The organism is Legionella yabuuchiae, assembly GCF_900640115.1.
GTDB classification, from domain to species: Bacteria; Pseudomonadota; Gammaproteobacteria; order Legionellales; family Legionellaceae; genus Legionella_A; species Legionella_A yabuuchiae.
The window spans coordinates 1-25,392 of the sequence record NZ_CAAAIW010000007.1; the positions used below are offsets into that span (position 1 = coordinate 1).

Genomic DNA, 25,392 nt, shown 5'->3' on the forward strand with positions numbered 1-25,392 from the left:
ATAATCATCTTTCTTGATTATGACTCGAGCGTTCGAATGCAGTGAAATCGCCGTTCGGATCAAAACCGTAATCACCGTTCGAATCAGCCGAAATACGCACTTAGCCATCATTTTTATGACACCAACCGTTATTAACAACAATGATCTCTTCTCCATTTAGGAGCTACTTTATCTATAGTAAAGTCTTATTTTAAGAACCAACGGACAATGACTTTTTTACTTCAATAAATAAAAAGTCAAAATAAACTCATATATATCGTAGTATGATCATACGAGTTAAAAATTAACCTAAAAATATAATGATAATTTAAATTTTTCGTGAGTTTACATCATAATTAAATACGAAATAATCCCGAAGCCTATTTTTGCACATTATTAATGTTAAACATAATCTATTGATTTTTATATAAAAAAATGGCGGGCCCACTAGGATTTGAACCTAGGACCAACGGATTATGAGTCTGAGTAATACCGCTTTTAGCACCTTTTAATATTTTTTATCTTCTTTCAAAAAGCCTTTAAAAATCAATGGATATAGGCCGTAATAACTTTTATTGACAAATTTTTTATTTGAAATAAACTGTCTACATTTCGTCTACATGGCGTCTACACGAATTTTTCGGAGACAGATATGGCTGCACCCATTAACGGAATAAAATTAACCAAAACCATTGTTGATAAATTAGAAGCGATTCCTGGCAAACCTCAGTCATTTTTTCGAGATGAAAGTTTAAAAGGGTTTGCTCTTAGAATTACCGCTAATGGGGTCAAAAGTTTTATTGTTGAAACTCGTATTAATGGCAAGGTAAAACGGATGACCTTAGGTAAATATGGCGTACTTACCGTTGAAGAAGCGAGAAAGCAAGCAAGAAGTATGCTGGGCAGTGTTGCCAGAGGGGAAGATCCTGTGGCAGAAAAGAAGGCTCGAAAAGTTGAAGCCATGACATTGAGGGATGTTTTCAAAGATTATTTAAAGATTCGAAAAGATTTGAAGCCTCGCACCAGATATGATTATGAAAAAGTATTGGGTGAAGTGGTATCCGATTGGCTGGATAAACCGTTGGTTAGCATCACCAGAGAGATGATTTCTAAACGTCATTTACAGCATGGCGCCAGTAATAGTAAAGCGCGTGCAAACAATGCTATGAGAGTATTACGAGCATTGTTTAATTTTGCCATGAATCAATACTACACGAGTGATGGACAGCCCATCATTACCATGAATCCAATAAAATACCTTGGTCATACTAAGGCTTGGTATAGAGTTGATAGGAAACAAACTGTTATTAAATCTCATCAATTGGCTGACTGGTATCAAGGAGTGATTAGACTGGTTGAGCAGGATAACTACCGAAATGCACTGTTATGGCATGATTATTTTCTATTGTTGCTTTTTACTGGTATGAGAAAAATGGAAGCGGCATCACTACGCTGGGAAGATGTTGATCTAAAGTTACGTACCATTACCTTGCAAGATACTAAAAATCATGAGATCCATACTTTACCTATGCCTGATTTTATTTATGAATTAATGGAAAGGCGAAGTCGAGATAAAACAAGTAAATATGTCTTTCCAGCCAATAGCAAAACAGGCTATATCTATGACCCCAAAAAGGCGGTTAAAAGGGTAGTGGAATTATCAGGCGTCTCTTTCACTCTGCATGATCTCCGAAGAACATTTGCCACTATTGCGGACAGTATTGATTTACCGGCCTATGCCCTTAAACGATTGCTTAATCATAAAATGAATAATGATGTAACCGCAGGATACATTATGAAAGATGTCGAGCGATTGCGTAAGCCGATGCAGCAGATTAGTAATTTTCTTTTGAAGCATATGTTGCAAAAAGAAGAGATACCTATTGAAGCTATGGAGATAGTTTAAAAATACCAGCTTAGTTAAACTTTTAGTTTATCTATATTGAAAAAAATAAACTAAAAGAGGGTGATAAGATTGACTAGTTTTGTTCTTTGGTTTATTTTTACATATATAGTTAAACTAAAAGTGTATCTATGTCGGAAAAAATAAACCAATTATTAAATACCATAGTGCCCGGTGATATTGTGATCCAGTCTTGGTTATCCAGCCAAGGTATTTCACCACAGCTCGCAAGAAAATACTGTGAAAGCAACTGGCTGGTTAGACTGGGTGTCGGCGCATATTATAGAGCTGGAAAACAACCACAGTGGCAACAAGCTGTTCACTGCTTACAATATCAACAGAATGAAAATATACATGTTGCAGGTTTAAGTAGTTTAGCATTGCAAGGAAAAGCACATTATATACAAATGGGAGAAAATAGTATTTGGCTGAATATTAGAACAAACTCTGTACTACCAAAGTGGTTTATGAGTTTCCCTACAATGTGGGAGGCTGAGACTTTGGTCAACTGGCATATTCTCAGGACTTCAAAATTAAGTGTTGTGAAAGATGCAGATTTAACTGATTTAAAAGTCGACGGGGTTCAATTGAAAGTAAGCTCAGTGGAGCTGGCGGTTTATGAGTTACTGGAAGAGGTGCCAACACATATTTCATTCACTCATGCAGCCCAAATCTTTCAGGGATTAGTCAATTTAAGCCCTAGAAAAGTTCAAAGCCTATTAGAAAGAAGTAATGCAGTACAAACTAACCGTATATTTCTTTTTCTTGGGAATTACTTTAAACATCAGTGGATGAAAAAAATTGATGTTTCAAAAATTAATCTTGGCTCAGGGAAGCGTCATGTTGTAAGCAATGGGAAATTAGATAAACAGTACTTCATAACCGTACCAGAAGAATTTATAAGTAGTGAATGAGAATGAATAGAGATTCCATATATTATAAGCAGGTAGCGCTGTTAATGCGCTTAATTCCATTAATTGAGCATGAAAAGGATTTTGCATTAAAGGGAGGAACAGCAATCAATTTATTTGTTCAGAACCTTCCTAGATTATCAGTAGATATTGATTTAGCTTATCTCCCATTTGAACCAAGATCAGTTGCACTGGGAAATATTCGTGCACTTTTAAGCAAAGTTGCTGAAAGCATAAATGATATACCAGAGTTATCGGCAACATTGCAAGATAATAATCCAGATGAGATGAGGATTATTGTTATTGATAATCGAGGTATTCAGGTGAAAATTGAAGTCTCGCCGGTTGCCCGAGGTACTTTATTGCCACCGACAGAGCTAGATGTAGTTGAGGTGGTTGAAAATGAATTTGGCTATGCTTCTATTCAGGTTGTTTCATTGCCTGATTTATATGGCGGGAAGCTCTGTGCAGCAATGGATAGGCAACATCCCAGAGATTTGTATGACGTAAAAAATTTATTGGAAAATCAGTCGATTGATAGGGCTATATTTGAGGGGTTTCTAACTTATCTATTAAGCCATAAGAGGCCTTTGGCTGAAATAATGAATCCTCGTTGGAAAGATATTACTAATATGTATCACAGTGAGTTTAAGGGGATGACAGTTCAATTTGTATCGCTAGAAGAACTCAATCAGACACCATCGTTAATGGTAAAGGAATTAAAAAAACATTTTACAAAAGAAGATTATGACTTCTTGTTGTCATTTAAAAAAGGCGAGCCTGATTGGTCTCTTAGCTTTAGTGATACATTGGAAAAATTACCAGCAGTGCAATGGAAGCTTTTAAATATCAAGAAAATGCCAGATGAAAAGCGAGACAGCGCTGTTTCATTATTAGAAAAAACTATGTCTCACTGGCTTGCCTGATGCCTATAGACAGAATATGCTCTGTAGGCATAATGAATTTTGTATCCAAATTATTGTTGTCTTGTAAATAATACTCTCCTATGCGCCAAAGGATATTTATATTATTAACATGATAAACAGGTTGTTTCGCACTGCATGTTAATTTTATTCCATATGCTTTAAAAATCTCGCACCCAGTATAGTCAATACTTAAACTGGCATTTTGAATATCTCCCAGTTTGCACGAGTGTATAATCTTTGTGCTGAGATTTGTTGTGGCTCCTAGAGAAATTAGCAGAAATAGGATAGAACTGCCGGAAACAATAAAGCACCAGGTTATCAGTTTTAAATTATCAAGCATTGGGAAAAGGCATATCGCTGATAATACAACGATACAGAAGGCGAACAAAATAACTAACAAAGCTGAATCCAGATTTAACCTTGATGGTGGCGGGGCAAAGCCTGGAGCAGTTGATTGGCTGCGTGATGCGTGTGATCAATTTAATATAAGGGAATCGTCTATCTCAGGTCGTAGAATCGATTTAATGAATATGACTGAATTTGTTCAGTGGGCTAATAGTATTTTTAAATAGCAATGGGAATATTGACAGGTATTGCTGCGCCAGATATTTTCTGGCGCATGGAGAAGTTTACATGCCCATATGTTTAATTAATTCAAAATAATAGGGCGCAGTAGTATTTCGATGTGTGTCTTTAGGATTAGCTTTAATCCCTTGAGGAGTGTATTTATAGCGTACTTCTTTTAAATAATCCGCAACTATTTGTTTAGACTCTGGTTCCAGTAAATTTTTCCCTGTGCCTTGATAACCGATAGATAATGGACCAAACAAATAACTATCCAGATCAGAATTGTTAGCCTTACGAAGTTCATCAACTATGGATTTTATATAGATAGGTTGAAGGTCTTTTGATTTGTGAACTAATGTGTACTTCAACATGATGGATGAATAATGGCCTGTTGTTGGTAACCATTTATCAATTTTATCTCGGCTAATCATTATTTCTTCAGAAGAATGTGTATCAATGAAACCCCTGATCGCGTCATCAGCCATTTTTGGGTTTAAGGATTTGGAATCAAGTAACTCAGTAAAGAAACCTTTTAGTAAGGGCTGGTCATTTTTAATGTAATACTTAACATTTCTATGCCTTTGATTATAAAGCATCAAGCCTTGAACAATTTTATTTTTTACTTCTATGTTGTCCGTTTCATTATATAGGTTTAATAATTTTTTGACTAAATCGGTTTCAGTATCATCCGCAATGAGCCTATCAATCATAATTCCGCGTTTAACATCGTTTAAATTTGAATTATAAGCAAATTGCATTTGTACAGTGGATGGTGATGTTACATAGTGAACAGGTGGAGTGTCCATTATCATTTGAAACTCCTCATATGGCATTTCATTAAGCTCTTCAGCGGTCACATTTTCTAAAGATTTATGCGCTAAAATTTCTGACGGTTGTTCAGATGACTCTAGAGCGAATCTTTCATCATTATAATAAGGGAAAAAATTAAATAAGTTCCTTGGTAGCCATACACGTCCAGGCATTGTATCTAAACCTTGACTGTAAAAAGCCCACCAAGCATAGGTATCACAACGCCAAGTTCCACACTCAATAACCTGACCTGTTGTGGGAATTCCAGAGCCAATATGATAGTTAGTGTCGTTGGTATATTTAGGACACCACCACCGCTGATGATTAGCTTCAACAAGTATGTTGTAGCCAACTACACCTCTATCAGCCACACCATATTTACTACCCCAATATTTTGAACGAGATTTAAAATTGCTAATTGAGTTGACTTGACCCACTGGATTTTCATTAAGTACTTCTATCACTTGATCTGCGTTGTTTCCCATTCCTGCAGGAGACATCATATAAGTTGTAGCAATACCAACATGTCCCGCCCAACCAAGCCCCGGGATAAGCAAATCTCTTCCCATGATTTCAGCAGGGTAAATTTTCTTGGCGTAGATTGGTGAACAAGGGATAGTCGCAAGGGTCAGAGTGATACCTAATACTGCTAAATTCTTTTTCATTATTTAGTTCCTTCTTTACATCCATTTTTACATCACTACAGGTTGTTACTTCAGATAATCTTCCATGTGGTTGGTTGTACTAATAGATGGATTGTTGTCATTTGTTATTTCTGAGTGCCCCATCAGTGTCCCTCAGAACGTTTCAATTTTTCTAAAACTACTCGTAACTACTTGATTTTATTGGTGGGCCCACTAGGACTTGAACCTAGGACCAACGGATTATGAGTCCGCTGCTCTAACCAACTGAGCTATGGGCCCGGAGGAGGGTATTTTAATCGGATCTGGTGGATAAGGCCAGAAATTTTATGTAATTTTTTGCGTTTGAAGTCTTAATATTGGTTATTTTTACCCTTTCTCTCTCAGAAAGAAAGGGTAATTTTTTTTATGATTCGTCACCTTCTAAGAAACTGCGGAGTTTTTCAGAGCGTGAGGGGTGGCGCAGTTTTCTTAGAGCTTTAGCTTCAATTTGGCGGATTCGCTCACGCGTTACGTCAAATTGTTTTCCGACTTCTTCCAAGGTGTGATCCGTGTTCATTTCAATTCCGAATCGCATGCGTAATACCTTCGCTTCTCTTGGGGTTAAGGTTTCGAGAATTTCTAGAGTGGCTTCGCGTAACCCTTCGGATTCGGCAGAATCAATGGGTGAATCGATATTGCTGTCTTCAATGAAGTCGCCAAGGTGAGAATCTTCATCATCACCCACAGGGGTTTCCATTGAAATCGGTTCTTTAGCAATTTTTAGGACTTTTCGAATTTTATCTTCGCTTAAATCCATTTTTTCGGCTAATTCTTCAGGTGTCGCTTCGCGGCCGGTTTCCTGTAGGATTTGTCTTGAGATGCGGTTTAATTTGTTAATGGTCTCAATCATGTGCACAGGAATACGAATGGTGCGAGCCTGATCCGCGATTGAGCGGGTAATGGCTTGTCGGATCCACCACGTGGCGTAGGTTGAAAACTTATAGCCACGGCGATATTCAAATTTATCAACGGCTTTCATAAGGCCGATGTTGCCTTCTTGAATTAAATCAAGGAATTGCAAACCACGGTTTGTGTATTTCTTAGCAATAGAAATCACGAGGCGGAGGTTAGCTTCAACCATTTCTTTTTTGGCGCGCCGTGCTTTAGCCTCACCAATCGACATCTTGCGGTTGATGTCTTTAATTTCACTGATGGTTAAGCCATATTCTTTCTCAAAGTCTGCTAGCTTGGACTGAATTTGTTTGATTTCATCAGTATATTCAGCAAGTTTATCAAGATCCAACTTTTTACTGTGCTTGCTGACTAAGGTCTCAACCCAGCTGATATCGGTTTCTTGCCCTGGAAAGGTGTCTATAAAAAGCTTTCGAGGAATTCTTGCGCGCTCAATGCAAAGCTTCATAATAGAACGCTCAAATTCACGAATGTGATTTCGCAGATTACGGAAATGGCGAGTTAGCTTATCGACTTGGCGAGATGTTAATTTTAATTTTAAAAATGAGTCGGACATCACTTCGAGAAGTTCGATCGTTTTCTTAGAAGTTCGGCCATGTTCTTTTAAAGCGACCATTGCAGATTTGAAGTTGATTTCCAACTCGTCAAAATAAGTTTGGGCAATTTCGAGGCTTGGGCCATCATCGTCATCACTGATGCTTCCATCGCCATCGTCATCATCGCTTTCGTCGTCGAGATCTTCCGCAGCTGCGCCTTCCTCGGTGTCCTCTAACATGGAGCCAATATTAGAAGGAGGGGCCTCTTCTTCGGCATCAGAAAATCCACTGATGATTTCGCTTAAGCGCATTTCTTCAGCAAGCACACGTTTATAATCTTTAAGCACCAATTCAACGGTTTCAGGATAATGGGCGAGTGACTTTAAAACTTGATAAATGCCTTCTTCAATGCGTTTGGCAATGCTAATTTCACCTTCGCGAGTTAGGAGTTCCACGGTGCCCATTTCGCGCATATACATGCGAACTGGATCGGTAGTTCGCCCGGTTTCTTTATCAACGGAGGCTAGAACGGCAGCGGCTTCTTCTACGTCCTCTGGCGCTTCTTCCGTATTGCCGAGCAGGGCAAGCTCATCTTCACTGGGTGGTTGTTCAAAGACTTTGATGTTCATGCCTTCAAGCATGCTAATAATGACATCAAAATGTTCAGTATCAACGATATTGGGCAACAAATCATTGATCTGAGCATACGTCAGATAATTTTGTTCTTTTCCAAGGCTGATTACTTTGGTGATTTGTGAGCGTTGCTGTTCTTGATCATTCATGTTTATGGACATTCTAAAAGCTTTAAAAAATTAATTAGTTTAATTATAAACCGGCTTGCCTTAACATACCAGCTATTCCAAGTTTGCATTTTCATCTTCAGCGCTCTGGTGCTTTTGTTTTAATAGTTTCTGAAGCACTAGGCGATCTGTATCAGTTAAGCCCTCATTTCGAGATTTTTCAAGTAAATGGGCAATTTTTTTTTCATGTGATTGTTTCGCAAGAAACACTACGTTGTCAACCAACTCCTTTTCTAAAGCTTGTTCTGAAACTTGATGCTCCCAGGCCGCTAGCTTATTTAGTGGTTCAAATAGGGGGGTGTCACGCCAATGCTCCACTAAAGAAGCGGTTTGAACATTCGGTTGTTGGGCAATAAACCGCATTAAGCGTTCTAGGATTGCTTGCTTTGGATCATCGAGTACAATTTCTTTTAATTTATCTTCACATCGGGTGTATAATTCAGGATTTTGAATCAAAAGTGCCAGGGCAATTCTTAAGGGTGAGCGGGTAATATTGACGATCGCTTCTGGTATTTTTTCATCCGTTTTTTCGGCAACCAGTTGGTGGATGCGATGTGCATCAATTCGGGTTAAAAGTGCTAATTCATCGATAATTAACTGACGGTAAGGCCCTTCATTCATTTTTTGTAAATAAGGCTTAGCTGCATTCACCAGTTGGCTTTTTCCGGCTAATGTGGTGCTGTCTAGCTCTTTAGTTAAGGTGGCAAAGAAAAATTGATTGAATGAAGAAGCTTTATTCAAATGATTAAGAAACCCTTCTTTTCCTTCGTTTCGAATTAAGCTGTCTGGATCTTGTCCTTCAGGTAAAAAGCTAAAATGGGCTTCAAGCCCCGCGTTTAGATGCGGTAAGGCGCTTTCCAATGCTCTCCAAGCGGCTTGGCGGCCAGCTTTATCGCCATCGAAGCAAAAAATAATTTTTTTGGTGTATTTACTTAGAAGTTGAACGTGATAAGCGCTTGTGGCGGTACCTAAAGTCGCCACAACTTGCGGAATACCAAATTGCGCTAGTGCGATCACATCAATGTAGCCTTCAACAACAATGATAAAGGGTAGCTGGGCGCCATGTTGCAGTGCCTGATGCAATCCATACAATTCACGATTTTTCTGAAACAAAATAGTTTCTGGGGAGTTTAAGTACTTGGGCTTCTGATCGTCCTTAATGGCTCGTCCTCCAAAGCCAATGATTTTTCCGTGGCGGTCGTGAATTGGGAAGATTACGCGCTGGCGATAGCGGTCATAAGTGCTCCCATCGTCTTTTTGGATTAACATCCCAGTACTAATAAGCTCTTTACGATTTTGTTTAAACATCGATTCAAGCGTGTGCCACCCTGGAGGGGCATAACCCAGTTGATATTCGCGAGCAATCTCGCCACTTAATCCGCGATTTTTTAGATAGTTAACCGCCTCAAGACCTGTGTTTTTCAATGTTTGCTGATAAAAACTGGATACTTTGTTGAGCAATTGATAGAGATTTGGAGAAGCTTTTGTTGTTTCACCGCTTCCTTTTTCCCGTGGCACTTCAAGCCCTAGGCGAGTGGCCAGCGTTTCAACGGCTTCAACAAACTCAAGGTTTAAATAATTCATCGCAAAACTAATGGCGTTTCCACTCGCGCCACAGCCAAAGCAGTGATAAAACTGCTTTTTAGGAACGACATTAAAGGAGGGAGTTTTTTCGTTGTGAAATGGGCAACAGGCGAGATAACTCTGGCCCCTTTTTTTCAAAGAGATATAACCGTCAATGAACTCAACAATGTCTGTGCGTATAAGTAAGTCATCGATGAAAGGGCGGGGTATCAGGCCGGTCATGGGTTACCTTCTCCGTTAAGACAAAGCAAAAGGGCTTACGTTTGATCGTGTAAGCCCTTAAAAAATACCGATAGCTGAAGGCTAATTAAGAAGCGTTTAATCTGGCTTTTATGATCCCACTGACTTGGCTCATGTCTGCTCGACCTTGAATTTTGGGTTTGAGCAGCGCCATGACTTTCCCCATATCACTCATTTTTTCAGCCTTAGTTTCTTTAATGGCTTCATCAATGAGTTGGTTTATGGTTTCATCAGAAAGAGGTTCAGGCAAGTATCGTGAGATAACGGTTAGCTCATACTGCTCCGTTTTGACCAGGTCATCACGTCCGGCTGCTTCGAATTGACTGATGGATTCTTTACGTTGCTTGGCTAGCTTATCTAAAATGACCAGCATTCGTTCATCATCAACTTCAATTCGCTCGTCAACTTCGATCTGTTTAATGGCCGCAGTTATAAGACGCAGCGCGTCAAGCGTAGGTTTATCCTTCGCGCGCATGGCATCTTTAAGGTCGCTTGTGATTTGTTCTTTAATGCTCATTATTTTTTACGTTTACGCTTGCCAGCTGGGTTTGTAGAAACTTCGCGAGATATTTTTTTCAGATGGCGCTTAACAGCAGCGGCTTGTTTACGTTTGCGCTCGGCAGTAGGCTTTTCGTAAAATTCACGACGACGTAATTCAGTTAAAATACCAGCTTTTTCACAGGCACGCTTAAAACGACGTAAAGCGTATTCAGGATTTTCGCCTTCTTTTACGCGAACGGTAGGCATTCAATATTCCTCATTTAATTGATTACAAATCAGGTTGGCAATTTTAGTCGCACTAGCCTCTGCCGTCAAGTTTATTTGGCGAACACTGCCTCAAATAAGTATACTATACCCAAAGGTACGAGATTTTATCTTTTGTTTTTCGCGAAAAAGTATCTTCAGGTAAAATGTGTGTATACGTTTTTAAGAGTGGTTGTTCCATGCGAGTTTTAGGTATTGAAACGTCTTGTGACGAAACGGGTGTCGCTATTTATGATGAGCAACACGGTTTAATGGCGAATGCGCTGTATTCTCAAATTGTTCTTCATAAACAATTTGGTGGCGTGGTTCCAGAGTTGGCATCTAGAGATCATGTGAAACATCTAATCCCGCTAGTCAATCAGGCTTTAGAGGAAGCGGGCTTGGGGCTTTCTGAACTCGATGCGATTGCCTATACGGCTGGCCCCGGTTTAATCGGTGCATTATTGACTGGTGCGTGTTTTGCTAAAAGCTTGGCCTTTGGACTGCAAATTCCTGCACTGGCGGTTCACCACCTCGAAGCGCATTTATTGGCAGCCAAAATGGAAAACGCTTCGCTTGAGTTTCCCTTTTTAGTACTGCTGGTTTCGGGCGGCCATACCCAGCTCATTTTCGCTGAAGGATTAGGGCAATATCAGCTTCTTGGTGATACTTTGGATGATGCTGTCGGAGAAGCCTTTGATAAAACAGCCAAATTAATGGGTATTCCGTATCCAGGTGGCGCGAAGCTCGCAGCATTAGCCGATCAATGCACCCATGAGTCTAATTTCCAGCGCTTTCCACGGCCCATGACGGATAGACCAGGGCTAGATTTTAGCTTTAGTGGTTTAAAAACTCATGCGCTTAATGCTTGGAATAATAGTTTACAAGACGATGCCGCGCGCAGCGAAATCGCAGCTGCATTTCAAGAGGCCGTTGTCGGTACATTACTTATAAAATGTAAACGCGCGGTGTTGCAAACTCACTGTAAACGGCTCGTGGTTGCAGGAGGGGTTGGCGCTAATCGAAAACTTCGTGCCTCATTAGCGACCTTAATGGATGAGCTAAATGGGGTTGTGCATTATCCGTCCATTCAATATTGTACCGATAATGGCGCCATGGTGGCTTATGCGGGATGCTTGCATTTACTAGAAGGTCAGCGCGATTCTACTCAAGAAATTCAAGTTAAAGCGCGCTGGCCTTTAGCAAGCGCTTAAGATTTCTCTTCTACGGAAGTGTCTTCGGTTGCAATATCTGTTATTGTTTCAATGGGTTCAGGATTTACAAGATCAATATCTTCATTGTTGGCCGTCACAATGCGTCGTCTTAATACAATTTTTGGCTCAGTGCCATCCATTAGGCGGTTAATGTTTTTGCGATGTTTATAGAGAATAATAAAGGTAATGACAATTAAAGGAATAAATGCGTCAACGCTTCTTAAAGCAAATATTGAAAAAAATGGCGCAGAAGACATTGCAATGATGGATGCGAGAGAAGAGTAGCGGGTTAAGTTTGCAACCAGAAGCCAGATTCCAGCAACCATGGTTCCAAGGATTAAATTTAATGCTAACAGTGCGCCTAAAGCCGTTGCAACGCCCTTTCCCCCTTTAAACTTAAAGAAAACTGGATATACATGGCCCAACACCGCAGCTAGTGCCGTAAAGCTTGCAGTTATTGCACCACCACCTACCGCAATGCATAGCATGACTGGAATATAACCCTTAAGCAAATCAGCAAGTAATACAATTGCCGCGTATTTTTTACCAGCTAGTCGTAAAACATTGGTTGCACCAGGATTTTCTGAACCATTAACTCTGGGATCAGGTAAACTAAAAATTTTAGATACGATAACAGCCGAGCATACTGAGCCAATGCAATAAGCGGCAATCACAGAGATAAGAAAAAACAATGAAGTAAGCATACCTTCTCCAGGTTATAAAATGATTAAGTCCTATTATCCTCGAAAAATTGCATTTTATTAATAAGTATAACAGTAAAATACGCTAACCTGATAAAAATAGTCCCTGCAAATCATTGGTAAAACGACGTCCTAGCGGGGTAACTTGCCATGTTTTTCCATTAACTTTAATAAATCCCATCGATTCCGCGTGTTTTAATTTAGGCATTAGCCACTTAAGGGAAAGCCCTGTTCGCTGGGAAAATAAATTTAAAGAAATGGGTTGCTGCAAACGAGACGTATTCAGCATAAATTCAAAGATTAAGTCATCGGGTGTGACGGATTGTTTATCTGCATAAAATGACTTTTCAAGCGCAAGAAAATCTTTGGGTTGACGATGTTTTCGAGTACGCCATACCACATAATCCTGAGTGGTTAACTTCCCGTGCGCACCGGCACCAATTCCCAAATAATCTCCAAAAAGCCAGTAATTGAGATTATGGTAGGAGGGTTTATCGGGTTTACAAAAAGCCGAAATTTCATATCGGGTATACCCGTTTTGATTGAGAAGTTCTAATCCAGTTTCTTCCAGAAGTGAGGAAGTATCTTCGTTGGGAAGAGGCGGTGGCTTTTTATAAAAAACTGTATTTGGTTCAATCGTCAACTGATACCAGGAAAGATGTTCGGGTTCAAAATGAATTGCCGTTTGTAAGTCTTCTATTCCCTGTTGTACAGATTGATTCGGGAGACTGTGCATAATATCGAGATTAATATTATCAAAGCCAGCAAGACGCGCCGTATGAATCGCTTGTTTGGCTTGAGCATCATCATGAATGCGTCCTAATGCGGTTAAGTGTCGGGGATTAAAGCTTTGAATCCCTAACGATAAACGGTTTATCCCAAGCGATCGATAATCTTTGAAGCGTTGTTGTTCTACTGTGCCAGGATTGGCTTCAAGAGTGATCTCAATCTGGTCTCCAAAGGGTATTATGGCATGAAGGGCTTTAAACAGTCGTTCATAGGCGTTAGCAGAAAAGAGGCTGGGAGTCCCGCCGCCAATAAAAATGCTGCTAATTTTTCTGTTCTGAATCAGATCAATATCCGATTGAAAATCGGCAATTAACGCCTGAATGTAATGGTCTTCAGGAAGAGTATCAGGGCTCTTATGTGAATTAAAATCGCAGTAAGGGCACTTACGGATACACCAAGGAATATGAATGTATAACGCTAAGGGGATCATTTATCAATAAAAATTGGCTGGCTTGTTGAGACAGGCAATAGTATCATAAGTCGCAGTACATACCCAAAATACTTCAAAATGCGACTTTTATGTGGATGCTTTTTTCCGTCAAACATTGCAGATAAAGTTCGCAAAAGGGCTGGCTATTCCTCGCTTTTTCATCAGTGCTTGGCCAAAAAAATCATATCACCGACAATATCGCATTTTGAAGTATCTTGGGTATATACCCAAGATGCCGCATATTTATACGATTTCGGCGGCATTGTACTGAACAGTCTTTTTCAAAGAGGATAAACAGAATGAAAAACAGAGTCAGAGTCGCAGTCACCGGAGCTGCAGGACAAATAGGTTATGCTTTATTGTTCCGCATTGCATCAGGTCAAATGTTTGGCCCTGATACGGAAGTTGAGCTTAATCTGATTGAATTAGAATCAGCGCTTCCCTCCCTAGAGGGTGTGGCGATGGAGCTCGTAGATTGTGCTTTTCCTTTGCTGAAGCGCATTGAGTGCACGGCAGATTTAAACGTGGGGATGGCTGGTGTAAATTGGGCTTTGCTGGTCGGTTCGGTGCCTAGAAAGCAAGGAATGGAGCGTTCTGATCTACTTGAAATGAATGGTGGTATTTTCATCAATCAGGGTCGCGCCATTAATGATTATGCGAGTGATGACGTTCGCGTTTTCGTAGTGGGGAATCCTTGCAACACCAACTGTTTAATTGCTAAACATCACGCGAAAGACGTTCCTGATGATCGCTTCTACGCTATGACTACCTTAGATGAGCTAAGGGCGCGCGCGCAGTTGGCTATTAAAGCGAATGTCGATGTGACGGAAGTCAGTCAAATGACAATTTGGGGGAATCATTCCTCAACTCAGTTCCCTGATTTCTACAATGCCAAAATTGATGGTATTTCTGCTGCTAAAGTGATTAATGATGAATCGTGGTTAAAAGAAACGTTTGTGCCTAAAGTACAACAACGCGGCGCGGAAGTGATTAAAGCCCGCGGGTCATCCTCAGCGGCTTCAGCAGCCAATGCGATTGTGGTCGGCGTGAATCATTTAGTCACCGATACGCCAGGGCATGAGTCCTTTTCGGTGGCGTTGAGCTCACAAGGCCAATATGGCGTGGATGAAGGGTTGATTTTTTCTTTTCCTTGCCGACGTCAACATGGTTTTGTGCGATCTATTGGTTTGGAGCATGGAGTGGTAGAAGTGGTTGAAGGTTTGACCTTTAACGAATATAGCCAGGCTAAATTCAATGAAACCTTAAATGAACTTCGTACAGAACGGGATATTGTCAAATCAAAAGGATTATTGGATTAACGATAAAAGCATTTGGTTATTGCTGTTGAGTTGGCAATAATCAATATACTCGTGATCGTTCAAAATGCATGTTTTAAGCGCCTTTATTTTTTGTTCTGTCGCATTTTAAAAAGCGAGTAATGGCTCAGTCCTTTGCGAGCTTTTTAAAATGCGGCCGGGCGAAAAAGAAAAAGCATAGATCACTCATTTTGAATGAACACGGGTATATTAACTTGCTTTGAAGGTCACCAATGCCCACTCTTCACGAGTAACGGTAGAATGATATTCAAAGCAATCTTGATAGGCTGTGATTAATTCCTGTAATTGATCTTCCAAAATCCCTGATACCACTAACGTGCCTCCTTTTTCAAGCAATTGATGAAAACGGGCTTTTAAAGTTAACAGGGGGGTTAATAAAATATTTGCCACGATTAAATCCGATTTAAGCTGCAATTCCTCTGGGAACCCAAGACTTATTTGCTCTGAGCGAATTTGATTTAATTCAGCGTTATTTCGAGTCGCTGTTAATGCTTGTTCATCGATGTCTACAGCATAAACGTGTTTTGCCCCAAGCTTAATTGCTGCAAGGGCCAAGATCCCTGAGCCGCATCCATAATCCACGACGCGTTTGTCGATTAAATCAGCATTATCAAGCCAAGTTAAGCAAAGGGATGTCGTGGGGTGCGTTCCAGTACCAAATGCTAGTCCTGGATCAAGAATCAAATTACACGCGTTTGGATCCGGGGCGGATATCCAAGAGGGGACAATCCATAAGCGGTGGCCAAATTGCAACGGGGTAAACTGGGTCATCCAAGCTCGCTCCCAATCCTTTTCAGGTACCGGGATAAGAAGGGTCTCAAATTTAGGGTAGCTCGCTTTGAAGACAGAAGATGCATGGTCTGCATCTTCTTGTTCCACGTATAAGGCTAGAATGATTACATTCGACCATAATGGTGTGGTTCCTAACTCTGGTTCGAGAATTGGATCGTCATACTTATCTGTAAAGGTGATGGAAACAGCGCCAGTTTCTTCTAAAAACTCACTTAACTCGTCAACATCATCGCGGTGACATTCAATTTGCAGTTGCAGCACACCTTATTCCTTCAATAACTTTTCTAAATAGTGAATGTTGGTTCCGCCCTGTTTAAATCCTTTATCATTAAGCAAACGTTGATGCAGCTCGATGTTGGTTTTAATCCCCTCGATGATAATTTCATCCAATGCGTTTCGCATTCTTGCAAACGCTTCAGCACGAGTTTCACCATAGCTGATGAGTTTACCAATCATGGAGTCGTAATTAGGAGGTACGGTATAACTGCTATAAATATGGGAGTCAAAGCGAATGCCAGGCCCTCCAGGTTGATGTAAAAGACGAATTTTTCCTGGCGATGGCATAAAGGTTTTGGGGTCTTCAGCATTAATTCGGCATTCAACCGCATGACCATGTAGCTTGATGTTTTCCTGCTTCAAGGTAAATGGGGCATCGCTAGCGATTTTTATTTGTTCTTTGATCAAGTCAATGCCTGTAATCAGTTCGGTAACAGGGTGTTCAACCTGTATCCTAGTGTTCATTTCAATGAAGTAAAAACAACCATCTTGATATAAAAACTCAAAGGTACCAGCGCCACGATAACGGAGTTCTTGGCATGCGTTTACCACCCGCTCGCCTATTTCCTGGCGAAGCTCTTCTGAAATACCAGGTGCTGGTGCCTCTTCAATGACCTTTTGGTGTCTGCGCTGCATGGAGCAATCGCGCTCTCCTAAATGAACGGCATTTCCGTTGCCATCGCCCAAGACTTGAAATTCAATATGACGAGGATTTTCCAGAAATTTTTCCATGTACACCATGGGATTATCAAAAGCAGCTTTTGCTTCGCTGCGCGTTAACGCGATGGCGTTTAGAAGATTGGACTCGGAGTGGACAACGCGCATGCCACGGCCGCCACCACCACCGGCTGCTTTTATGATTACAGGGTAGCCAATTTTTTTAGCCAGAGAAAGGTTCACTTCATCATTGTCCCCTAAAGGGCCATCTGAACCTGGTACGCAAGGTACGCCGGCATTTTTCATCGCTTGGATGGCTGAGACCTTATCGCCCATTAAGCGAATGGTCTCTGCACGAGGTCCAATAAAGCGAAAGCCGCTTTGTTCAACGATATCCGCAAAATCTGCATTTTCAGCAAGAAACCCATAGCCTGGGTGAATGGCAACCGCGTCCGTAATTTCAGCTGCAGAGATGATAGCCGGAATATTTAAATAACTTTTTTGAGAACTGGCAGGACCAATGCATACGGTTTCATCCGCAAGTCGAACGTGCAACAAATCTTTATCGACGTCAGAATGCACGGCAACGGTTTGAATACCTAATTCTTTACAAGCACGCAAGATTCGAAGTGCAATTTCACCGCGGTTTGCAATAACAATTTTACTTAACATGACACCGCCCCTTATTCAACGGTAAATAGCGGCTGGTCAAATTCTACTGGCTCACCATTGGCAACATGAATGGCAGTTATCACCCCAGCCCGATCCGCTTCAATTTCATTGAACATTTTCATAGCTTCAATAATACAGAGTGTATCTCCAGGTTTGACAGACTGACCAAGCGTCACAAAAGGAGCTGCATCTGGCGAAGGGGATGAATACATCGTGCCAACCATAGGTGAACGTATTTTATGGCCTTTAGAGGGCTCTTCAACTGGCTTGCTGTCGGGGGAGGACGCGGGCGATGAGGCAGCAGGTACAGTGGTATGTGGGGCAGGAGCAACATGAATTTGACGAACAGCATGAGCTTCAGTGGCATAATGATGGCGGCTTAATCGAACCGACTCTTCACCTTCTTTAATTTCAATTTCTGATATACCGGTTTCTTCTAGTAATTCGATTAATTTTTTAATTTTACGAATATCCATGGGTAATAACTCTCTATGCTTTAATTAATTTAGAAAGGATGGCTTTTAAGGCCAATAGATAGCCTTGAGTTCCGAGGCCGCTAATAACGCCCACTGCAATATCAGAAAAATAAGACTGATGACGAAAGGACTCGCGTGCATAAATATTGCTAATGTGAACTTCAATAAAAGGAATTGCCACAGCCGATAATGCGTCACGAAGCGCAATGCTTGTGTGAGTGAATGCCGCAGGATTCAGTATAAGGTAATCTACCTTATTATGCATGGCTTCATGAACGGCTTCGATTAATTCGGCTTCATGATTGCTTTGCAAAATGGTTAGAGATACCCCGGCCTCAGAGGCGAGTGTTTCTAATGCTGAATTGACTTTCTCTAGCGAGGCGGAGCCATATATAGAAGGCTCACGTAAGCCTAGTAAATTTAAATTTGGTCCATGCAGAACGAGTATTTTTCTCATTAAACCACATTTTTTTTTAAATTAAGTGAATTTTGCCTTAATTTTATCATTTTGTCTATATGCTCGATGATATCGGCATGATGTCGACAAGTTAGCATCAAAATTATATAGGGTAGGGTTTTTCGTTCCGACGATCCGTAAAAAATACATCCTGAATGTTATGAACAACCGGTGAGTTCGCATGATTAAGTGTAGGCTTAATCTCATTGTGTATTAAATTAGAGCCGCATGATTTATTTTTTAATACATTTTTCTCGCTAAATCACAACGAGATGCTATGCTTTTCTTGTTGTCCTGAAGTTTGCCACAAAAAAACGTGTTATCAACGCATGCGGGCTTGTCGTTATAAATGGACTTGTAACGAGCGCATTAGGAGCGGTTATCCGTAACTAAGTAGGAATGAACCTATGCGTTATGAAAGGAGGGTAAGTATATGAGCACGAAATTAGTAAACTTTGTCAGCATTTGTAGTATTAGCTTATCGTCTTCAGCATTTTCTGCACAACCCATTCTGCTTGGTAATGAGTCGCCCCAATCCTTACAAAAAGATTTCCAGTTGGTTGTTCCTAATATGAAAAAATTCGTCACAACGGACATCAACACGATTCAGGTCATGAAGGAGCGCATCGATGAGAATCAGATAAAACATGTGCGAATACAACAAAAATATAAAGGTTATCCCGTTTTTGGGGGTTATGGGATTATCCATAATCCAAATTCACTGCAGGGGATTGCGACAGCTTTAAATCAAGGAAATTCTAAGATGACTGGCACGCTCTTTAAAGGCCTAGAAAATGAATTAGGTAAACCTTCACTTGAATTTTCAGCAAATGCTCAAAAAGCACTACAACACTTTAAGCAAGCTTATGTTGATCAGGATATCCGTGAAGAAGAAGTTATCCCCTTAGTTTATATCGATAAAGATCATAATGCTCATTGGGCTTATCAAGTCAGCTTCTTGGTCAATTACAAAGATAAAATTCCTTCGCGTCCCACGGCTATTCTTAGAGCGAATGACTTTACGCCTTTCATCGAATGGAACGATATCAAAACCCTGTCAAAAGCTTATGGCTTAGGGTTCGGTGGTAATCATAAGACCTCTAAATATGAGTTTGGAAATGGAAAACCATTGCTTCACATCACTCGTGATCGTGATCTTGGCGTGTGCTTTATGGAAAATGACGGAGTTAAAGTTGTGGATTTAAAACATGCTCATGGTAGTTTTAATAATGCTCCTATGAAATTTGATTGTCAAAATGCTGATCCAGTCCGACGTAATGCTTACTGGACAGGATACCATGGCGATGGATACGACATGGAAAACGGAGCATTTTCCCCAATCAATGATGCTATGTATGCTGGACAAGTAATCAATAATATGTACCAGCGGTGGTTTGGATTAAATGCCTTAACCAAAGACAATGAGCCTATGCAAATTGTCATGCGTGTGCATTATGGCGAGGGATATGAAAATGCATTTTGGGATGGAAAACAAATGACGTTTGGCGATGGTCGCAGTATGATGTATCCATTGGTCTCCTTGGGGGTTGGTGCGCATGAAATTAGCCATGGGTTTACTGAACAACACTCTGGATTGATGTATTACGGTCAATCTGGGGGAATGAATGAATCATTCTCGGATATGGCGGCCCAAGCTGCAGAGTATTATTCCGTTCGAAAAAGCAGCTGGGAGATCGGTGGGGAAATCATGAAAACCGAAAGTGGCATTCCTGCTCTTCGTTATATGGATCTCCCAAGCCAGGATGGGCGATCCATTGATCGCGCCGACCAATATCGCGATGGTTTAGATGTGCATTATTCTAGCGGCGTTTATAATCGGTTATTTTATTTAATTGCAACTACTCGTGGTTGGAACCCACACAAGGCCTTCCATGTGATGGTTAAAGCAAATATGGATTATTGGACTCCCTACACCAATTTCGAGCAAGGTGGTTGTGGCGTGATTAATGCCGCATATGACTTGGGATATTCTCCTGATGATATTAAACAATCACTGGATGAGGTTGCGATTAGTTATCAAGATTGCCGAGTTGTTTCCTTTAAAGTAACCTAAGCTCAATCGATAAGAACCTACATGATTTTTTGATATGATAGCCTTTGTTTAGGCTATCATATTTTTTAAGTATAACGATTTAAATTCTGGTGTTTCTTGTATTGCGGTTTACAATAATTAATGAAATATAAAATTTTTAGGTAATTTAAACATGCATTCTTCCAAGCGTACGGTTTCATTAATTACTTACAACATTCATAAAGGATTTGGAGTAGGTAAAGTACGCTTTTTACTTCCAGAAATGCGAGATGCCATTAAAGAGTTAAATCCTGACTTTGTTTTCTTACAGGAAGTTCAAGGTGAGCATCGTCGCCGTGAAAAACGAATTGATGCCTGGCCTGAGACACCACAGTTTGAATATCTCGCCGAAAAAATATGGCCTCATTATGTCTATGCTAAAAACGCAGTCTATCAATCCGGTCATCACGGCAATGCTATTTTGAGTAAATTACCTTTTGATGCGTTTGAAAACATCAATCTTTCAACGATTAACCGTGCTTCCCGTGGCATTTTACACTGCCAACTTCATTTGCAAGACGAATGCAAAACCAAAATACATCTGCTGTGTGTGCATTTAGGGTTGTTTAAAGCAGAGCGAACAGAGCAATGCAAAGCCCTAATGGAGCGAATCAGTGAAGCCGTTCCAGAACATGAACCGCTGTTAATGGCTGGCGACTTTAATGATTGGCGAATGCATTTATCAAAACCTTTGGAACATGAATTGCAGATTGAGGAAGCGTTTTACTCTGTTGAAGGACAGCATGCGCGCTCTTTTCCAGCTATTCGGCCATCGTTATGCATTGATCGTGTTTATTTTAGAGGGATGGTAGTTGATGAAGTTCGATGCTTACAAGGAAAGCCTTGGCGTATGTTATCTGATCATGTCCCGTTGTTTGCGAAATTTTCATTGAAGTCGAATTGTTGAAAGAGAAGAGCTTATGGCTATCCACAAGCGCTATACCCGTGATCGTTCAAAATACTTGATTTGTGCTTTTTCTTGATCGGCCTACCGCATTTTAAAAAACTCGCAAGGGAATGAGCCATTACTCGCTTTTTAAAACGCGGCAGGACAAAAAATAAACGCGCCTAAAAACACGCATTTAGAAAGATCACGGGTATATTCGTTGAGTTTAAGCTTCTTCCATTTCGGACGTATACTCACCAATGCTCGCTAAGCTATTTAACTTCGCTCGTTTTAAAAGAGCATCTTGTGCGGCTGAAACGTTTTCTTTCTTTCCTTTCCAAGCGTTCAAACAATCTTCTTGCAATGCTCTTCCATAAGAGAAGCTTAACAACCAAGGTTGCTCTTCAAAGCTGTTGATGGCATTTAGATTTTCTGTTGCTTGAACTGGACTTTGTCCACCTGATAAAAAGTTAATGCTTGGTACTGCAGCCGGTACATGATTGCGGAATACGCTTAAGGTAAAGTCAGCAACTTCTTCAGGCGGGCTGAATGGATTTGCTTTTTTACCACTTGTAATCATACTTGGTTTTAAAATAATGTGCTCAAGTGAAACTTGATGGATAAACAAGGCATGGAATAATTCATGCAATACCAGTTCGGAAGCTTCAGCGCAATGTTCAATGGAATGATCTCCATCCATTAACACTTCAGGCTCTACAATTGGAACAATACCCTGAGCTTGGCAACAGGCTGCATAACGTGCCAGATTTTCCGCGCCCGCTTTTATCGCAGTAAGGCTTGGAGTAAAGTCTGATATAGAGTAGACATTTCGCCATTTTGCAAAACGTACGCCTAGCTTTTTATACTGTTGTAAGCGTTCTGATAACCCATCTAGCCCCTGAGTGACCTTTTCTTCTGTATTAGCCAATTCAACTAAACCTTTATCCACTTTAATTCCAGGTACAATACCTTTCTGGCTAAAGAGTTGCGGAATGAGTGTCCCTGACTCATCTTTTTGGGTGAGTGTTTCTTCGTATAAAATAACGCCATAAATGTAGTCTTCTAGATTCGGGGTAGTCGCTAACAGGAGACGATAATCACGCCGGTTTGTTTCGTTGTTTTCGAGTTCAATGGAAGCAAATCGCTTACCGATAGTCCCCGTGCTTTCATCTGCGGCTAATATTCCTTTCCCTTCCTGTAACATTAGCTCAATGGTGTTGCTCAGTTCTTCAAATTGCATGGCCTGATTTTCTCCTGTTATTGTTATATTAAATCATCGCACCGGCATCTTTTTTCTAAAAAAACCGTGGTGTGGAATCGGTTATTTGCTATTGTTTATTTTGAAGAAATATATTTCTCCCGCACGATGCGTTGCATGTCAAAGCCTTGATCCTTCAGATAAGCAAAGGATTCGTCAATCATACCTGGATTACCACAAAGATATACGATATCTTGTTCTGGGTTTAAAGCAAGCGTTGGAAAAGCAGTCTGCACATATCCAGCTCGCTCATGGTTGAATAAATCTTCTTTCTTTTCGCGACTTAAATGAGCAAAAAACGTTACTCTAGGATGTGCGTTAGCAAACGCTATAAACTCATCGCCATATAAGATGTCTTCGCGTTTTTGCACGCCTTGTAATATAACAATTTCTAAATGTTTGTTTTCTTCTAGCCGCTTTTTGAGTTCAGGTAACATGGCTCTATAGGGTGTAATTCCCGTGCTGGTAGCAACAAAAACATAGCGGCTAGGCAACTCATCTTTTAAAATTAAGCGACCAAAAGGTCCATTTATATCGATGGAATCTCCTGGCTTTAAATTGAATAATAAATCGCTTCCAGGGCCGCCTTCAACAAAGCCTGCTGCAAATTCAATTATATTGTTTTGTTCAGGCACATTAGCGATACTATAGCTTCTTCTCAGGATTTTGCCATCGCGTTCAAAATGAAGGGTTATAAATTGTCCTGGGATGAAATCGAAGGCAGGGGTTAAAGCGCTTCGAAAAATAAAATGTTTAACGTTAGGAGTGAGCATTAACGCTTCTTCCAAAACGATTGGAAAAGTTTTGACCGGCATAAGCAATACGTTATATTTGTAAAAGCTCTCTAATATAGAGAAAAATTTAAACATTGCAAGCATTAATTGATATGTTTGCATCATCCAGACGCAGGCTTGCGCTACAAACACAGTATATAATAAATATATGAATGCTGATATTGCCAAAATGATTGCGAATCTAAGCCAATCACTCCTACCGGTTCAAGAGTTAATCACTGGCCTTGGATATTTAATTGGTATTCTAATGATGATGACGGCAATCTCTAAGCTTCGTCAAATTGCTGACGCTCGCGCCAGTGGGGGTTCGCACGAAAAGGCTTTCGTCCCGCTTGCATATTTCTTAGGCGGCTCGGCGCTTATTTTTTTACCATCCGCGGTAACAGTCTTAAGCAACACTGCTTTTGGTACGGGAAATATTTTGCAATATACCAGTTATAATCCTTATGATATCTATAATTCAGTGAGAATTTTAATTAAAACCGCTGGTCTTATCTGGTTTGTCCGTGGCTGTGTGTTGTTGGTTCATGCCAGTGAGCCGGGGGTGCAGCATGGTCCTAAGGGGCTTGTGTTCTTATGTGCTGGTGTTATGGCGGTTAATTTTGAAGGCTCGATTGAAGTGTTAAATTATGTGACGGATAGACTATTTAGCTTAAGTAAATCCATAGGCAGCTAATGAATTAATTTAGAGAAACGGGAATTTAAGGAGTAATTATGAAATGGAACGCGTGGGGATTATTATTGGCTATATTCTTTACCCCGATCATCTACGCCGATAATGTGGATGTAATCACACCAAAGATTATGCTTAATCACATTGATACCGTTCGCGCTCAAGAAGAGCTAGGCGATGAGCTTTATTTTGATGTGACTGTGATCAACGCCAATCAACCCAGAGAATTTTTTCGGATACCCAAGTTCCCCATCCACTGGCCATCGTCATTGAGTTCTAAAATTAAACAAGTCACCTTGTGGTCGGACCCTCTTAAACCGAATCAGACCGTGATTTTGCTACTTGGTCTTATGGACCAAGACCCAGAACCGCTTAATCCCGATGATTTGATTGGATTGATTCGAGTGACATTAAAAAATAATAAAGGTCAATTACAAGTTCATTGGACTATCCCAAATCGCACCACGGGTCCGGTTACGATAGCCGGAAAAAAAGGGGATATTCAAAAATTTGAATTGTATGGCGAGCAAGGGCAATATGATGTGTATCTTTCCTTAGAGCAATAAACTACGTCAGTCTTCTTCGCCGCATATTTTTAGATCATTGGCTCTGGCGAAATCTAAAATGGCTTGATAAACGTCCGGGCTAGATTCTTTCAGTTTTGGATCTAATAAAACGCATTTGTAACCCTCGTGATTAACGCTAGGTTGAAGGAGCGGAGAATAATGGATGCGGCTATTTTTAAACGTAGCCATATTCCCACTCATTCGCTCTGCCCAATCGCTTGGACGAAATGCTTTACCTTGAGGGGTAACCCCTTCGATTACAATTTTTTTATCTTTCGATTTCGTCATTGCTAATGCATAATAAACACAGTATGTTTAGTATAGCACCATACCTGGTGGTTCTTAAATATATCTACCCATGATCTTTCAAAATGCGTGATTTATGCTATTTCTTTTTCGCCCTGCCGCATTTTTAAAAACTCCCAAGGGAATGGAGCCATTACTCGCTGTTTAACATGCGACAGGAAAAAAAGCGCCTAAAAAAAGCATTTTGAAAGATCATGGGTATATCTGTTGAGTTTCGATAATGTATTTTTTAATTTATGCAGGACTTACGCAAAACGCCAGGGTGGGGGCAAAAAATGATTTTAGTAATGTTGATGGTATGTACTAAATGATTTTATTAAAATCATTTTTTGCGAAGCGACTGAGGTTTAACGTAGGTCCTGTACTGTTTCAATAGCAGGCATGGCGACGATATGCTAGCATTCAAACCAGGGTATTGCTT

At 40.4% G+C, this 25,392-nt stretch carries 24 protein-coding genes and 1 tRNA gene; 10 read left to right on the forward strand and 15 right to left on the reverse strand.

From position 1 onward, the window contains the following. Window positions 1–631: 631 nt before the first annotated feature. From E1O47_RS03815 to E1O47_RS12480, 4 genes are all read left to right on the forward strand, one after another. Window positions 632–1,885 carry a tyrosine-type recombinase/integrase gene (locus E1O47_RS03815; protein ID WP_133129949.1) on the forward strand — a complete coding sequence of 418 codons (1,254 nt, stop codon included), beginning with the start codon at window positions 632–634 and terminating at the stop codon, window positions 1,883–1,885. 128 nt (window positions 1,886–2,013) lie between these two features. After that, a complete protein-coding gene (locus E1O47_RS03820; RefSeq protein ID WP_133129950.1) occupies window positions 2,014–2,796 on the forward strand; it encodes a type IV toxin-antitoxin system AbiEi family antitoxin in 783 nt (260 codons plus the stop codon). A gap of 2 nt (window positions 2,797–2,798) precedes the next feature. Beyond that, complete coding sequence (locus E1O47_RS03825) at window positions 2,799–3,719, forward strand: nucleotidyl transferase AbiEii/AbiGii toxin family protein (RefSeq protein WP_133129951.1); 921 nt, start codon at window positions 2,799–2,801, stop codon at window positions 3,717–3,719. A 254-nt stretch (window positions 3,720–3,973) separates the two neighbouring features. Beyond that, entirely contained in the window at window positions 3,974–4,291 is a 318-nt protein-coding gene (locus E1O47_RS12480; RefSeq protein ID WP_242601996.1) for a PD-(D/E)XK nuclease superfamily protein, read from the forward strand. A 57-nt stretch (window positions 4,292–4,348) separates the two neighbouring features. Here the strand turns inward: E1O47_RS12480 and E1O47_RS03835 are convergent, their stop codons facing one another. The 6 genes from E1O47_RS03835 to rpsU all read right to left on the reverse strand — a co-directional run bounded on the left by E1O47_RS03835 (window position 4,349) and on the right by rpsU (window position 10,598). Then, window positions 4,349–5,761, reverse strand: a complete 1,413-nt coding sequence (locus E1O47_RS03835) for a hypothetical protein (RefSeq protein WP_242601997.1) — start codon at window positions 5,759–5,761, stop codon at window positions 4,349–4,351. 181 nt (window positions 5,762–5,942) lie between these two features. Further along, window positions 5,943–6,019 (reverse strand) — tRNA-Ile (locus E1O47_RS03840). Between the two features lie 124 nt (window positions 6,020–6,143). Further along, the gene (gene rpoD / locus E1O47_RS03845; protein WP_165475036.1) at window positions 6,144–8,015 is read right to left on the reverse strand and encodes an RNA polymerase sigma factor RpoD; all 1,872 of its coding nucleotides are present in this window, start codon (window positions 8,013–8,015) and stop codon (window positions 6,144–6,146) included. Window positions 8,016–8,081: 66 nt separating this feature from the next. Then, window positions 8,082–9,833, reverse strand: coding sequence for a DNA primase (gene dnaG / locus E1O47_RS03850; RefSeq protein ID WP_133129954.1), 1,752 nt, complete (start codon window positions 9,831–9,833; stop codon window positions 8,082–8,084). 85 nt (window positions 9,834–9,918) lie between these two features. Beyond that, window positions 9,919–10,368, reverse strand: coding sequence for a GatB/YqeY domain-containing protein (locus tag E1O47_RS03855; protein WP_133129955.1), 450 nt, complete (start codon window positions 10,366–10,368; stop codon window positions 9,919–9,921). Then, a complete protein-coding gene (gene rpsU, locus E1O47_RS03860; RefSeq protein ID WP_131776804.1) occupies window positions 10,368–10,598 on the reverse strand; it encodes a 30S ribosomal protein S21 in 231 nt (76 codons plus the stop codon). Before rpsU ends, E1O47_RS03855 begins: the two co-directional genes overlap by 1 nt. 197 nt (window positions 10,599–10,795) lie before the next feature. On the opposite strand from rpsU, the gene tsaD reads away from it, so the two are divergent. After that, window positions 10,796–11,809 (forward strand): tRNA (adenosine(37)-N6)-threonylcarbamoyltransferase complex transferase subunit TsaD, encoded by a 1,014-nt coding sequence (tsaD, locus tag E1O47_RS03865; RefSeq protein WP_133129956.1) that lies wholly within the window; start codon window positions 10,796–10,798, stop codon window positions 11,807–11,809. Here the strand turns inward: tsaD and plsY are convergent. Together plsY and hemW are read right to left on the reverse strand one after the other, a co-directional pair. Next, complete coding sequence (gene plsY / locus E1O47_RS03870; RefSeq protein WP_133129957.1) at window positions 11,806–12,513, reverse strand: glycerol-3-phosphate 1-O-acyltransferase PlsY; 708 nt, start codon at window positions 12,511–12,513, stop codon at window positions 11,806–11,808. The two genes, tsaD and plsY, sit on opposite strands and share 4 nt — an antisense overlap. Window positions 12,514–12,595: 82 nt before the next feature. Continuing rightward, window positions 12,596–13,729 carry a radical SAM family heme chaperone HemW gene (hemW, locus tag E1O47_RS03875; protein ID WP_133129958.1) on the reverse strand — a complete coding sequence of 378 codons (1,134 nt, stop codon included), beginning with the start codon at window positions 13,727–13,729 and terminating at the stop codon, window positions 12,596–12,598. A 299-nt stretch (window positions 13,730–14,028) separates the two neighbouring features. Here hemW and E1O47_RS03880 point away from each other — a divergent pair, with 299 nt between their 5' ends. Then, the gene (locus tag E1O47_RS03880; RefSeq protein WP_133129959.1) at window positions 14,029–15,048 is read left to right on the forward strand and encodes a malate dehydrogenase; all 1,020 of its coding nucleotides are present in this window, start codon (window positions 14,029–14,031) and stop codon (window positions 15,046–15,048) included. Window positions 15,049–15,255: 207 nt separating this feature from the next. Here the strand turns inward: E1O47_RS03880 and prmA are convergent, their stop codons facing one another. From prmA to aroQ, 4 genes are read right to left on the reverse strand one after another with little or no spacing between them, the layout of a single operon-like run. Further along, entirely contained in the window at window positions 15,256–16,119 is an 864-nt protein-coding gene (gene prmA, locus E1O47_RS03885) for a 50S ribosomal protein L11 methyltransferase (protein WP_133129960.1), read from the reverse strand. A 3-nt stretch (window positions 16,120–16,122) separates the two neighbouring features. Next, the gene (gene accC / locus E1O47_RS03890) at window positions 16,123–17,463 is read right to left on the reverse strand and encodes an acetyl-CoA carboxylase biotin carboxylase subunit (RefSeq protein ID WP_133129961.1); all 1,341 of its coding nucleotides are present in this window, start codon (window positions 17,461–17,463) and stop codon (window positions 16,123–16,125) included. A gap of 11 nt (window positions 17,464–17,474) precedes the next feature. Further along, a complete protein-coding gene (accB, locus tag E1O47_RS03895) occupies window positions 17,475–17,939 on the reverse strand; it encodes an acetyl-CoA carboxylase biotin carboxyl carrier protein (protein WP_133129962.1) in 465 nt (154 codons plus the stop codon). 13 nt (window positions 17,940–17,952) lie between these two features. Further along, a complete protein-coding gene (gene aroQ / locus E1O47_RS03900; protein ID WP_133129963.1) occupies window positions 17,953–18,396 on the reverse strand; it encodes a type II 3-dehydroquinate dehydratase in 444 nt (147 codons plus the stop codon). Window positions 18,397–18,829: 433 nt separating this feature from the next. On the opposite strand from aroQ, the gene proA reads away from it, so the two are divergent. Both proA and E1O47_RS03910 read left to right on the forward strand, forming a co-directional pair. Next, on the forward strand, window positions 18,830–20,470 hold the full coding sequence (gene proA, locus E1O47_RS03905; RefSeq protein WP_133129964.1) for a zinc metalloprotease ProA: 1,641 nt from the start codon (window positions 18,830–18,832) through the stop codon (window positions 20,468–20,470). Window positions 20,471–20,621: 151 nt separating this feature from the next. After that, a complete protein-coding gene (locus tag E1O47_RS03910; RefSeq protein ID WP_133129965.1) occupies window positions 20,622–21,395 on the forward strand; it encodes an endonuclease/exonuclease/phosphatase family protein in 774 nt (257 codons plus the stop codon). Window positions 21,396–21,600: 205 nt separating this feature from the next. Here the strand turns inward: E1O47_RS03910 and E1O47_RS03915 are convergent, their stop codons facing one another. Both E1O47_RS03915 and E1O47_RS03920 read right to left on the reverse strand, forming a co-directional pair. Next, window positions 21,601–22,614: a class I fructose-bisphosphate aldolase gene (locus E1O47_RS03915; RefSeq protein WP_133129966.1), complete on the reverse strand. Its 1,014-nt coding sequence runs from the start codon at window positions 22,612–22,614 to the stop codon at window positions 21,601–21,603. 95 nt (window positions 22,615–22,709) lie between these two features. Further along, window positions 22,710–23,447 carry a ferredoxin--NADP reductase gene (locus tag E1O47_RS03920; RefSeq protein ID WP_133129967.1) on the reverse strand — a complete coding sequence of 246 codons (738 nt, stop codon included), beginning with the start codon at window positions 23,445–23,447 and terminating at the stop codon, window positions 22,710–22,712. 127 nt (window positions 23,448–23,574) lie between these two features. Between E1O47_RS03920 and E1O47_RS03925 the strand changes: the two genes are divergently transcribed. Next, window positions 23,575–24,102, forward strand: a complete 528-nt coding sequence (locus E1O47_RS03925) for a type IV secretion protein IcmC (protein ID WP_133129968.1) — start codon at window positions 23,575–23,577, stop codon at window positions 24,100–24,102. Between the two features lie 38 nt (window positions 24,103–24,140). After that, window positions 24,141–24,665 (forward strand): hypothetical protein, encoded by a 525-nt coding sequence (locus tag E1O47_RS03930; protein ID WP_133129969.1) that lies wholly within the window; start codon window positions 24,141–24,143, stop codon window positions 24,663–24,665. 6 nt (window positions 24,666–24,671) lie between these two features. On the opposite strand, the gene E1O47_RS03935 is transcribed toward E1O47_RS03930, so the two are convergent. Beyond that, window positions 24,672–24,953, reverse strand: a complete 282-nt coding sequence (locus tag E1O47_RS03935) for a DUF3579 domain-containing protein (RefSeq protein WP_133129970.1) — start codon at window positions 24,951–24,953, stop codon at window positions 24,672–24,674. Window positions 24,954–25,392 lie beyond the last annotated feature (439 nt).